General features: G+C 34.3%; 9 protein-coding genes and 1 CRISPR repeat array. Of the genes, 7 read left to right on the forward strand and 2 right to left on the reverse strand.

The window, feature by feature from the left end:
* The coding region (locus tag BFG57_RS18855; RefSeq protein ID WP_069716917.1) for a carbohydrate-binding protein at positions 1–1679 on the forward strand (1679 nt) is incomplete at its 5' end.
* 296 nt (positions 1680–1975) lie between these two features.
* On the opposite strand, the gene BFG57_RS07765 is transcribed toward BFG57_RS18855, so the two are convergent.
* Positions 1976–2530, reverse strand: a complete 555-nt coding sequence (locus BFG57_RS07765) for a DJ-1/PfpI family protein (protein ID WP_069716918.1) — start codon at positions 2528–2530, stop codon at positions 1976–1978.
* 663 nt (positions 2531–3193) lie between these two features.
* Positions 3194–3655 (reverse strand): DUF6376 family protein, encoded by a 462-nt coding sequence (locus tag BFG57_RS07770; protein WP_069716919.1) that lies wholly within the window; start codon positions 3653–3655, stop codon positions 3194–3196.
* A 377-nt stretch (positions 3656–4032) separates the two neighbouring features.
* Between BFG57_RS07770 and BFG57_RS18860 the strand changes: the two genes are divergently transcribed.
* The 6 genes from BFG57_RS18860 (at position 4033) to BFG57_RS07795 (ending at position 13147) form a co-directional block, all read left to right on the forward strand.
* On the forward strand, positions 4033–4182 hold the full coding sequence (locus BFG57_RS18860) for a hypothetical protein (protein ID WP_175428296.1): 150 nt from the start codon (positions 4033–4035) through the stop codon (positions 4180–4182).
* A 456-nt stretch (positions 4183–4638) separates the two neighbouring features.
* A CRISPR array of direct repeats spans positions 4639–6429; the repeat unit is 29 nt; unit sequence GTTTTATATGAACGTAGTGAGATATAAAG.
* Between the two features lie 302 nt (positions 6430–6731).
* A complete protein-coding gene (gene cas6, locus BFG57_RS07775) occupies positions 6732–7472 on the forward strand; it encodes a CRISPR-associated endoribonuclease Cas6 (RefSeq protein WP_069716920.1) in 741 nt (246 codons plus the stop codon).
* Positions 7465–9276 carry a hypothetical protein gene (locus tag BFG57_RS07780; RefSeq protein WP_069716921.1) on the forward strand — a complete coding sequence of 604 codons (1812 nt, stop codon included), beginning with the start codon at positions 7465–7467 and terminating at the stop codon, positions 9274–9276. Before cas6 ends, BFG57_RS07780 begins: the two co-directional genes overlap by 8 nt.
* Positions 9276–10172 (forward strand): type I-B CRISPR-associated protein Cas7/Cst2/DevR, encoded by an 897-nt coding sequence (gene cas7i / locus BFG57_RS07785; protein ID WP_069716922.1) that lies wholly within the window; start codon positions 9276–9278, stop codon positions 10170–10172. The genes BFG57_RS07780 and cas7i overlap by 1 nt, the downstream gene beginning before the upstream one ends.
* Positions 10169–10870: a type I-B CRISPR-associated protein Cas5b gene (cas5b, locus tag BFG57_RS07790; protein WP_069716923.1), complete on the forward strand. Its 702-nt coding sequence runs from the start codon at positions 10169–10171 to the stop codon at positions 10868–10870. Before cas7i ends, cas5b begins: the two co-directional genes overlap by 4 nt.
* A gap of 57 nt (positions 10871–10927) precedes the next feature.
* Entirely contained in the window at positions 10928–13147 is a 2220-nt protein-coding gene (locus BFG57_RS07795; RefSeq protein WP_069716924.1) for a CRISPR-associated helicase/endonuclease Cas3, read from the forward strand.
* Positions 13148–13152: the final 5 nt, after the last annotated feature.

Raw genomic sequence — 13152 nt, forward strand, 5'->3', positions numbered from 1 at the left:
ATATGTATGCGGGTCATACGTGGGCATCTGGTCATGCAAAATTCTTTGATGGTAATAACAATGAATCATCATCTGAAGCAATGAATGCGTGGGCAGGTATCATTCTTTGGGGAGAAGCGACAGACAATAAGGAGCTTCGTGATCTAGGTATCTATTTATTTACGACTGAAATGAACGCCATTAATGAATATTGGTTCGACGTATCTGGTGAGAATCACGCCTCTGGTTTCAATCGTGAGACAGCAAGTATGGTTTGGGGTGGAAAAACAGTTGGTGATGCAGTATGGTGGACGAATAACCCAGAGGAGGTTCACGGGATTAACTGGTTACCAATTACAGGCGCATCACTCTATTTAACACAATATCCAGATTATACGAAACGTAATTACGACGCATTAGTCGCTGAAAATGGTGGCGAGAATTGGGATGCATGGGAAGATATCATGTGGATGTACCGAGCGATCGAGAATCCTGAAGATGCAATTCGAAAGTTTAACGCAAGAGAAAACGTTTTTGTCCCTGAAGGTGGGAATACAAAAGCGAATACGTATCATTGGATTCATAACTTGAATGCGTTAGGAAATGCTGATTCTTCAATAACAGCTGATTACCCAATATACGCAGTCTTTACAAAGGGCAATGAGAAAACGTATGTCGTCTACAACATGACGGATTCAGAGAAAACTGTAACATTCTCTGATGGTGTGAAAGTAACGGTTCAGCCACATGAATATAGTGTTAGTAATGGTTCAACAGATTCTGTTGAACAACCTACAGAAGAACCGAATGATCAACAATCAGGATTCGATGCATTCGAAAGAATCGAAGCAGAGCAATACACTGAGATGAGTGGCATTGAAACCGAAGAGACGAGTGATGTTGATGGTGGTCTATACGTAGGCTGGCTTGATAATGAAGATTATTTAGTCTTTAACGGTGTTGATTTTGGAAATGGAGCAACAGGTGTTGAAGCGAGAATTGCTAGTGCAACAGAAGGAGGTACAATTGAGCTAAGACTTGATAGTAAGGACGGCGAATTAATCGGTACTATCGATCTTTCAAATACAGGTGGCTGGGAAGAGTGGGAAACAAAACAAGCAACTATCTCAAATGCGACAGACATTCATGACTTATATGTCGTATTCAAAGGTGAAACGCAAGAGGGAATTGGGAATTTGAATTGGTTTAGCTTTACGCAAGAAGCTACGCCTGAACAACCCGAAGAACCAACAACAGAACAACCTGAAGAACCAAGTACGGAACAACCCGAAGAGCCAACAACAGAGCAGCCTGAAGAACCAAGTACGGAACAACCAGAAGAACCAACAACAGAGCAGCCTGAAGAACCAACAACAGAACAACCGACAGATCCAACGAACGAAATAACAGATGATAATGAGAATAGTATGATTGAAGCGGATGATTATACTGTTAACATCGTGAAGGATGAATCAACAAGTGTTACGTTTATCTTCAGCCCAACTGAAACAACAACATTAGTAGACCTACGATACAAGGTGAATGGTGATATACAACAAAATGTAAAAACAATAAAAAACGGTGAGAAATGGGAATTCACTGTAAAAGGAGTCCAAGAAGGGGATTCAATTGACTTCTATTACACGTATATTAAAGGAGAATTAGCATATGATTCACCGTGGTATGAGTTTACGAACTAACAATTAATTCGTTTTATAATAAAAGCCTTGTTACATTAAAGTGTAACAAGGCTTTTGAATGTTGTATAAAAGATATATTTTTTAAGCGTAATTGCGTTCTACCGCTACGATAGTAAATGACAACATGTAAAAGAACGAATGATAATGTAATGTAACTAATATTTGCTACTATTGTTCACGAAATATTACGCCAGAAGTTCCTCGTCGTGCAATCAAAACATCTAGTGTTCCTTGATTTTCCAAATGTGTTGATAGCTCAGTAGGATCAATGATTTGAGCAGTATAACGAATAAATGTTAGCCTCTAAGTTGATTTTTGAAATATAACACCGTCTCTAATTCATCTTCTCTATCTTTGAAAATAGTTAACTGTTTTCCTACTGCTACAGCAAATTCAACATATGCATTTCCTTCAGCTGTAATTAAGTTCTCACATACGGTTACGTCGGTTTCACTCTTATATTGCAAGTTTAAATAGTGATCAAATTCATCTCCTATTGAAGATGAATACTTTCTTTCTCTTAAAACATCCGCAGCGCCTAAGAATGTTGGAGCGCCACAAATTGCCGCAATCCATTTCTTCTTCTCATTAAATTGCTGAATTAAGCTCAAAAACTTCTCTTCCTTAATCATTTCTGCTGGATCTCCACCAGGAATAATTAAAATATCAAAATCGTCAGCATGGCAGTCCTCAACCTTAAAATCAACCTTCACTTTGAAGTTTCCCTTATGAGTAACTTCTTCATTTATTGCAGTAGTACTAATTTCAACATTCGTAAGCTGTAAAATGTAAGATAACGTACTGATTTCCCACTCTACATATCCATCGTATAACAAAAATAATGCTTTCATATGAGACATCCCCTTAAAAAATATTAACTAAGACACGTACCAACAACGTTTTCTTCTATAGTAATATCAAATCCCATAAGATCATCCCCTTTATAAGTTAGCATAGCAAATCTATTTCATTTTAGCATAATTTTCAAAATAATCATAAATTAGTATTAGTAGGAGTGCGGATTCTATTGTATTTATTTTCATTAATTGGTATTATTTTCTTAATTAATTCGGTAAAAATTTGAATACAAATCATAAATTAATAAATGAATGATTTCTAATCAACATTTATTATTGTATCAAAAAACATACTTATGAAAGTGTGGTGATAAAACGTGATTGTTATTATAGGTATTTTGTTAATTGCAACAATAAGTATGTTAATTTTGAGTGGGAAAATGTGTCTATCATTAGTGAATACGATGCGAGGTAAGAGAGGATAGGTATAAAGGGTCACTTATTACATGTCAACAATCGCAACAAGTCCTTCTTCAACTTATTATAGGTTGGGAAAACTGGGCAATATCATTGCGGTAGCAAGTGTCAGTTTTGACCAAGCTGGTTCAACTAACTATCAGTAGGGGATTAAGAAAAACCTCCACTGATGGTTAGTTTTTGCTTAATAGGATACTAAACAAATTTACTTGATATTTACGCAATTTCCTAAATGAAATGTCATTCACCATCTTTAATTTGTTCTTCAAGAATGAACAGTTTTATATGATTAGTTAAATTATTTTGAACGTTAGTGATAGGACGCCCAATTAGAAGAATCTTTGCACGTTCGGAGACTAAATTCTCTTTTTTCATTTCTTCCAAGGAATATTCTAGTGATTGTGTAAAATAAATATTGTATGTAATGGCGACGTCATGCATTCTTTTTAAGTTTTCAGGGGGAACTAAACTATTGAAGAACTCGATCTCTTCTTTCATTTTCTCAACTCTATCTTGAATAAGGTTGATCTTCGACAAATCACTCTCACTATTTTGAACAAGTTCAGGAATATCTTTTTTAAAGCTATTGATTTCATGTAGGTATTCCTCTGTACCTACAAAATAATCCTTGGTAGGGACATTTTCATTCGTACAACCTACTATTAATAGTAAAACAAGTAATAAAGAAACTGTTTTTCTCATCAACACACCTCAACATTATTCTTCATAACAACCTAAGCTATTTTTTAAACATAACTGCTTATTAGTTGAATAAAAAGAAAATTTTTATACCGTAAACTTAGATAGATTAAGTGTATCATATGTTGCTTTATTTTGAATTAATTTCCTTTTTGTAACTTATAGTTATTGTGACTTCATTTCGCTGATAATGAGTTCTCTCAAACACTTGGATCCAAGAAAGATAATTGTTTAGAGACTTATTTGAAACGCCAAAATATTGTTGTACTTTAGTTACGCTTTGCATGTGATAAGGAACTATTGTGCGAATTTTTCCGTTCCAATTGAGGATTATGCAGTAAAAGTATCTGTTTACATTATTTTTAAGTGACAATTCTCTGATGAATTTAGATTTTGAATGGCTTACAGGATATCGGTTACTCTCTTTGTCATCACCACCATATTTTGATGGCTTCGTCCATATTATGAAACATAACGCAGTTGTGCAAGAAAAGCGTAGTTTTGCATTGTTAAAGTTAATTGAGGTCTGAGTTCAAACTTAAGAAATTTGTTCATATAAACTCAATATCAGCACAGAATTCTAACAGAGCTAAAAATTCAATTATACTTCAAAGGCAAACAACCATTAATACATCAACTCTCATGTATACTTATTGAAATGATGTTGTATTTCTTTGTTTTAGTTGGTAGTATTTACATAATATAAGTGAGCAAAATTACTATAAAGTTTTGTGAACAACTTAGGTATACATCATGACTATTAATGATATATAGCTGAGTGTTAGTTAAAAGTAATGCGAAATTGCAGTAGATCTATTTTATAGGTAGATTGGTTCAACTTCTTGGTATGAAAGGGATTGAGAGTTGTTTCTGAGTAATTCTAAAAACATAACCTCCGATCTACTGCAAAATCAATGAAAGTAGATACATTGGGAATTGGTTCAAAGCTTTATGTATCAAGGCTTTGAGTAATTGTGATTTTCGGGGTTTTATATGAACGTAGTGAGATATAAAGTCATTATATTTTTTAGCCACAAAATTATAGTCAAGCGTTTTATATGAACGTAGTGAGATATAAAGGTAGGTGCTGTTGGTGGATTCACATCACCAAAACCGTTTTATATGAACGTAGTGAGATATAAAGCCACTATAAGCAGGTGTATCAGATAGTATCGTAAACGTTTTATATGAACGTAGTGAGATATAAAGTGAATAACGTAATCTAACTGCTTTCTAATACGAACAGTTTTATATGAACGTAGTGAGATATAAAGTGCAAGGGATAATTTGCGTATACCTTTTTTCCCTTCTGTTTTATATGAACGTAGTGAGATATAAAGAGAGTAACATAATCGACTTCAATATCAAACTCTCCAAGTTTTATATGAACGTAGTGAGATATAAAGTTGATCGTTGCTTGCATTTACTACTTCAAAACGATAAGTTTTATATGAACGTAGTGAGATATAAAGACACATAAGCACCTGCACCAACTTCCACCGCTGCCGCGTTTTATATGAACGTAGTGAGATATAAAGAGTGGTAACTGGAAATGCTGGTGTAGGTAAAACTGCGTTTTATATGAACATAGTGAGATATAAAGACGTATTTTGAACCAAAGCGTCCCAATCTGCTTGAGTTTTATATGAACGTAGTGAGATATAAAGGAAAGGAAAGCTCTTCTTCATGTTTGCTCTTGTTAGTTTTATATGAACGTAGTGAGATATAAAGATGGGAGCCTTTAACAATGCTACTACGGTTTTCTGGGTTTTATATGAACGTAGTGAGATATAAAGCAAAAGCAAAAGCATCAAATTTCGAAACTCGTGGTAATAGTTTTATATGAACGTAGTGAGATATAAAGCCAAAATCGTTTACGACTTCGACTTCTTCCATTTCCGTTTTATATGAACGTAGTGAGATATAAAGTTGTAAACAACTGTCCTCGTCGTTCCTCCTGCGGGAGTTTTATATGAACGTAGTGAGATATAAAGAACATTTGAGGTACTGATAAGCTGAATACTTCACGTGTTTTATATGAACGTAGTGAGATATAAAGTTGTTAAACTTAAAAGTGTGGTCCGTAGGGCGCTTTTGTTTTATATGAACGTAGTGAGATATAAAGCAAGAAGAGACGACTGGTATCCTAGACCGTTTCAGCGTTTTATATGAACGTAGTGAGATATAAAGAAAATCGTCTATTAGGTGATTTTATGATTACAGAAACGTTTTATATGAACGTAGTGAGATATAAAGGCATTTATTCGTACTTGAGCAAGACTAACCTCATACAGTTTTATATGAACGTAGTGAGATATAAAGCTGCCTTGCTCTCCGCAGAACATATGAAGTCCATACGTTTTATATGAACGTAGTGAGATATAAAGTTTATACAAAACGTCACTTACGAGAAACCTGTTGAGTTTTATATGAACGTAGTGAGATATAAAGTATGTAAAAGGTAAAGAAACAGCTCAACGGATCAAGTTTTATATGAACGTAGTGAGATATAAAGATATTTCTTGATACAATTCATCTTCAAAATTATTAACGTTTTATATGAACGTAGTGAGATATAAAGTGTATTTGTGACGCTAGTTTACATCAAGAATTAACTGGTTTTATATGAACGTAGTGAGATATAAAGTTTGATGTTGCTCAATATTAGATAAGGGGAACCTTGGTTTTATATGAACGTAGTGAGATATAAAGGAACAACGGCAAATATTTATAGACTATATTGTCTTAGTTTTATATGAACATAGTGAGAAATAAAAGCATAATTTCTTAAATAGTACATTAACAAGTTCACTAAATTTTAACAATTCTAGCAATGTGTTTTACTCCTATATGCTATAATGGTAACAAATGTAAAATCGTAGTGAGATATAAAGATATGCTATAACGGTAACTAAGTATTGAGAAGAACATTTAATTTGAACGTAGTGAGATGTGGACATCATAGTATGCACCACTTCAAACTAATAATAGGTAGGGTGTGATAATTATATTGTTATTCAAGTTTAGTATTGTACAGAGAAATGTAGCTAATTAGAACTATTAAAATGGGGATGAATAGATGAGAATTCAAATTTCCTTTAGCGGTGATTGTTTGCCACTTTATTACCGAATGGGCATGTTAAGTATCGTGAAAGAAGCCCTCTCTCAATCTGATGAAAGTTATTTTAAACGTATATTTGAATCGAACAATAAAATGAAGCCATTTGGCTATGCAGTTTACCTCAAAGATTTCTCCTTCCAAGATGATATCATCAAAGTTTCAGGTTTTAATATGATTGTAAGTTCAAGTGATTTTGAGTTTATGTTCCATTTTCACAATGGAATTCAGAAAATTAAAACTATTAGATATAAAGAATTTAAATGGACACGAGAAAATGTGCGTGTATTAAATGAACATCCGATTTCTTCTGAGAAAGTTTTGTTCAAAACTCTTTCACCTCTACTAATTGAATCAAAAGATGGTAAACCACTTTCACCTACAGATAAAGATTATGAGAAAGAATTTAATTACTATTCAAACTTAGTTGTAGAAAATATGTTAAATAGAAGCTTACATAAGCGTATCAAAGTAACCCCTTTAAGTATGAAAAAGGTTGTCATAAAAGAATCAAACAGCAAATTAATAGATTCAGGGGATAACTCCCAAAAGATATATTTCACTGCTTATAAAGGTTACTTAATGTTAGAGGGTCATCCAGATGATTTGATGTGTCTTTATCAGAATGGTTCGTCAAAGAGTAGGTCCTATGGCTTCGGATTGCTTGATGTTGAAATGGAGCGGGGTGAAGTAGTTGGCTAGTTCGCATATCGATCTTCATGCGGAAGATTGGATGATGACCGCAGGCTTGATTGGTTTAAAGAGGATATATGGAGAAGACGAATTAGAAATTATTCCAACAGGTATTCGTTTATACTCAGAGCAACTTTCTTCATTATCAAAAAACTATTTTGACTATTTCATTGAAACATATGACGTAGCAATACGTGACACTGAACGGCTGACACGTCAATTAAATAAAGCAACTCATAACTCAGAGCGTTATAAAGATGCTCATAAAGAAATTCTGAAAGTGATGAAAGAACAGTTTAAGAAAGTAGAAAAATACTTCCCTGAAAGTAAAGAGCATCATGATTTTAAACAGTTAATAGAGCAAATGAAGAAATTAAAATCAGTTGATCTTTTAGATGAGCTAAGAGAGTCTATTAACACCTTCCAGATGATCTTGAGCACCCCAGAAATCAACAACAAATTAACACTGAACTATGCCAAAGCTGTTATTATCTCTCCATTCTTTGGTCAACCTTCTTTTTTACAAGCAGCATGTAATTCCTTAACGAAAGAACAACATATTGAAAAAATGTACATTGACTATGTAAAACCAGTTGAATTAGAGCTTCAGTTCCAAGAACGATTACAAAATGCAACCGATGCGAAGGAGATTCTTCAATTTCTAGAAGCTAATAAAGAGTACAAACCATTCAATACATGGTTTCGTCAAATAAAGAAGTTGAAGACGGTGGAAGAAATACAATCGTATTTCAAAAATGAAATCCTGCCTTGTTCTTTTGTTGATGGACTGTATTCAACGATGTCTTATGAGGAAATGATGTTTTCGCCATTAGGAGTTTCTGTAGATAAAGCTAGTAATTTCTATTGGGATTTTAATAAGAAAGAACCTGTACCTATGAGTGCATTAGCAAGGTTAACGTTATTCATGATTCCTGCTGGATTAGCCTTTTATCAAAGGAAGTTTGGTGTCGGTCAAAGCACGGAATACTTACGTTTTTCTGGATTGGTCATGAAAGATGATTTATTCGAAGATAACGTAAATGTTAATTATCGCTATCAAGCTTTACGCCAAACAGGAAGCTCATTTGACAAGGTTATTTTTGGATTATTAGAAGATGCAAAAGAAAAAAGTAAGCGGTCAGCGGAGTCATATCTTTTTGTTGAATTATATTCGAGCTATAAAACAAAAAAGACACTACTAGATTATTACCACATGCCAACATATGTCTCAAAATACTTTCAATCTAAAGGTAATGTGATTAAAAATCTTCAAATATTAGAGCACAGAGATAATTTTGTTCGTTCTATTCTAAAAGGAATTGATCCAAAACAAACTGTTTTTTCATATTTGAGGGAAGCAATCGCTTCACCTAGACACGCGTATGGAGCTTTTATTGCAGTACAAGAACGATATAGATTAACGCTTATGAAAAATGGGGTGGACGATGTGGAAAAGCTAGATAATCGAGATAAGAGAGTATTTGTTGCCTATTCTCAAGGTAAAGAATTAAGAGATGTTATGGTGAGAAGTCGTAACGAAAAAGGAGAAGAAGGACCATATCGAGCTTCTGGCAGAAAGAAAATCGAAGGAATTGCCTATCGCCTTTTAAACTCAACTAAAGCAGGAAACAAACATGCTTTTCTCGACACCGTATTTCGTTTACATGTAGCCGCTGGGAAACAAGTATCTTCAATTTTTCTTGATACTTTGAAAGATAAGGAAGGACTTGATTTTGAAACAATATCAGGTGCATTTCTAGCTGGTTTATTAGGTGAAGATAGAAAAGAAGTTGAAAATAGGGGGAATCAATAATGGGGAAAGCATTAACATTTACAGTTGTTTTTAAAGCTGATTCATTAAATTATGGGGAAGGAATTGCGAATATATCAGAGTTAAAGAAGATTCATAGAGGGAATGGAGATGTTCACACATTCTCATCTCGTCAAAGTATTCGTTATGATATTGTTCGACTAGGTAATGAATGGTTTGATTGGAACTTAGATACGGTAGATAAAGCGAAAGGTACAGTACAGTTTAGGGAAAATGTAACGATTAATGATTCTACTGAAATGGATTTGTTCGGTTATTTAAAGACTGGGAAAAAATCAGAAAAACGTCCAGCTGTTGCTCGTCTTTCTCATGCCGTTTCCTTAGAACCTTATCGAAGTGATATGGAATTTCTAAATAACATGGGTTTAGCTGCACGAATAGATGACAACCCTAATCTAGCTAATATCGAACACCATGAAAGTCTATATAGTTATACGGTGACAATGGATCTAGATAAGGTTGGTATTGACGGGGAACTAGACCTTGGAAATGGTACACGTATCGAACGTATTCATCAACTATTAGATATTATTAAGTTGTTAAACCGAAATATTCGAGGTCGCCAAGAAACACTTTCTCCTTTGTTTGTAGTTGGAGGCGTGTATGATGTGGCGAACCCATTCTTCTTAGGGAGAGTACAGTTAAGGCAACAAGTGAAAGACTGGCAAATTCAAACAGATATTTTACAAAGTTCACTTGAAGCATCATTTGCTGGACAGCCAATTTCAGAGCAAACTTATATCGGATTTATAAAAGGGATATTTGGAAACGAGGAAGAATTAGTGCAACTAGGTGGGAGCAATGCGGTTAGTGTCGAACAATTCTTCGAATTAATGAAGGAAAGTGTTGCACAGCACTTTGGAGTTGTCCATTCATGAAAGCTCTTCGCTTGAAATTATTTCAAGAAACAGCTTGTTATAAAAAACCACATGCATTTAAAGTAGCGGAGTCTTATCCACTTCCTCCTTTTTCAACGGTAAAGGGGATGCTGCATGCATTGTTAAATGCCAAATCATTTATACCGATGAAACTGTGCATTCAAGGTAACTACGATACGATTATTAGCGATTATCAAACACATTACTTTTTTAAAAAGAATCATACAAATGAATTTGCTCTAACGACAGATGGACTTGCCGTTAGTCGAGATTATTCTGATATTACAACGATGCCGATCTATATGCACATGCTGTATCATGTGCAACTGGTTATCTATGTTCAAGCTGAGGAACAGGTACTTTACGATTTGAAAGAAGCCTTCTATTCAACGGATAATCACATCAGTTTAGGAAGGCATGAAGATCTTGTACGGGTGGATGAATGTGAAATCGTTCATCTTGAAGAGCCAGAAGATGATGTAGATCTAACTTTAAACGCATATGTACCTAAGTCTTTTATCCACTCTGGAGATTCGTATATGCCATTACGTCTAAATTGGACATACCGTATTATTCAGAATGTAAGGGTTTGGGACAAACTGGAAGTTGGATATATGCAAAGTGGTACTACAATTGAAGCTGATCAAGAAAACTTATATGTAGACGATGAAGGAAGAGTAGTGTTTTTCCATGATTAATCAAAGGTCAGGAGCATCTTCCTGACCTTTTTCAATTATCTATAGGACGTGATTAGAATGTTTTATGCCAAGTCTAACCCGAAAGAAACGATTAAAGAACATACGAATGAGTTGCTTAAACGCTATGATCACATCTATCAACTAAATAAAGAGAAATATAGTTATGTATCCTCAAATGATTGGGAGATTTTATTATTAGCTGTGAAGTATCATGATATTGGTAAAGCTGAGGCAGTCTTCCAAAATAAGATTCGAACATATTTAAAAGAGCCATTGTTAAAGCAATATTCTTCTTATGTAGTCCAACATAATTACCTCTCTGTATTAACGATTCCATATAAAAAATTAGCGTTATCAGATGTAGATTGTCGTCTGTTAGCACATGCAATCGGGTATCATCATGAAAGAAAAGAAGCACCAAATAAAGAAAAATTAGTAGAGGTCTATCGACAAAATTTTTTACCTATTCTTGATGAGGTTCAAGCTCAATCCGAAGTTGAATTAGCTTCAAAACCTAAGAAGAAAGCAATTGATTGGTTAAATAAAAGGATTACGCCATCAACCGGTGATTTATTTTTCCGTTATGTCATGATTAAAGGTTTGTTGCATCGTCTCGATCACTCTGCATCTGCTCACGTCCCGATTGAACTGGCGACAGATTATTTTGTCGGTGAATATGTCAATCGATTTATTACTAAACAGTTCGGTGGAAATAAGAATGAATTGCAACAATTCGCTGAAAGTAATGAAGACAAACATGTTATTGCTATTGCTCAAACAGGTATGGGGAAAACAGAGGCAGGCTTACTATGGATTAATCAAGATAAGGCTTTTTTAACACTACCATTACGTGTGAGTATTAATGCAATGTATAAACGAATTCGTGATCCAGAAGGAATCGCCTTTTCTAGTAGATCAGAAGGTAAAGACGAAGAGGCAATTGGCTTACTTCATTCTACGAGTCTAGATTACTTATATGAACAAGAGGGTGGAAATGAAAGCAACCTTGAAGTTGTGTACGCTCAATCACGCCAATTTGCAAACAAACTCATCATCTCCACTATCGATCAAATTCTCAAATTCCCTTTCTTTTATAGAGGATTTGAAAAGGAGTTAGCTACTCTTGCAGGAGTGAAGATTGTAATTGATGAAATGCAATCCTATAATCCGAAAATTGCAGCTCTCATCATCCGTGCTCTAGAACTAATTGATAAAGTAGGGGGAAGGTTTATGATTATGACGGCTACTATGCCAACTCTCTACTTAAATGCAATCGAAAAACAATTAATCAAAAGTCAGACACCAATTGTACAAGGTAAGTTTTTTGACGACACAACACAGCGTCACCACATTCAAATTCATCAACAATCTATTCTTGATCAGGCAGAAGGAATTGTAAAAAACGGTTTGAATAAAAAAATATTAGTGATTTGCAATACTGTTAAGAGGGCGAAAGAGGTTTATCATGCAATAAGTGCGTTAGCTCCTGATTCGACTAACTTATTACATTCCATGTTTATCCGAAAAGATCGTATGGATAAAGAAACAAAAATTTTGGACTTTGCATCATCTGAAGGTGCAAATGGAATATGGATAACAACACAGCTAGTAGAAGCAAGCTTAGATATTGACTTTGATGAGTTATACACCGAAATGTCTACTTTAGATAGTCAATTTCAACGATTTGGGCGTTGCAATCGTAAAGGATTGAAATCAGTCGAGAAGGTTAACATTCATATCTTTACTGAGGATGTAACAGGAATAGGAGATAACAAAGTTTACCATCCTGATATTTATTTAAGAAGTGTTCAGCTCATTCAAACTGCCAATAACAGAGTGCTTCTTGAATCTGAAAAGATGGCATTGATCGAAAACTTATATGATGAGAATGAGTTAAAAGGAACGAAATTTAAGCAAGAATTCGAGAAAACATTATTAGAATTAAAAAACATGCCTCCTTATGAAATAGACAGTAAAGATGCTCAACAGCTTCTTCGTGATATTCAACAAGTACAAGTCATTCCAAGATCAATATTTAATAAACAAGAAGTTCAAAGTCTATTTGAACAGTATTACGAAACTAAGGTAAAAGATGAACGTCGGAAACTAAAAAGGGAAATTGATAAATATTCGGTGGGTGTTAACCCTTACTTAGCCAAAGAACTATTGAATCAATCAGGAGTACCTTCATCGCTAAAGGAATTATATGTGATTGAGTGTAAATATTCGAAAGAAATAGGTATTGAACTTACTAAAGAAATTGATCCTTTTAGTTAAAAAGG

The sequence above is a fragment of the Bacillus solimangrovi genome, assembly GCF_001742425.1.
GTDB lineage: Bacteria > Bacillota > Bacilli > Bacillales > Bacillaceae_N > Bacillus_AV > Bacillus_AV solimangrovi.

Excerpts from the sequence above, each read along its gene's own strand:
- BFG57_RS07765 (WP_069716918.1), bottom strand. The coding sequence starts at position 2,530 with ATGAAAGCATTATTTTTGTTATACGATGGATATGTAGAGTGGGAAATC.
- BFG57_RS07770 (WP_069716919.1), bottom strand. The coding sequence starts at position 3,655 with ATGAGAAAAACAGTTTCTTTATTACTTGTTTTACTATTAATAGTAGGT.
- BFG57_RS18860 (WP_175428296.1), top strand. The coding sequence starts at position 4,033 with ATGAATTTAGATTTTGAATGGCTTACAGGATATCGGTTACTCTCTTTG.
- cas6 (WP_069716920.1), top strand. The coding sequence starts at position 6,732 with ATGAGAATTCAAATTTCCTTTAGCGGTGATTGTTTGCCACTTTATTAC.
- cas7i (WP_069716922.1), top strand. The coding sequence starts at position 9,276 with ATGGGGAAAGCATTAACATTTACAGTTGTTTTTAAAGCTGATTCATTA.
- cas5b (WP_069716923.1), top strand. The coding sequence starts at position 10,169 with ATGAAAGCTCTTCGCTTGAAATTATTTCAAGAAACAGCTTGTTATAAA.
- BFG57_RS07795 (WP_069716924.1), top strand. The coding sequence starts at position 10,928 with ATGTTTTATGCCAAGTCTAACCCGAAAGAAACGATTAAAGAACATACG.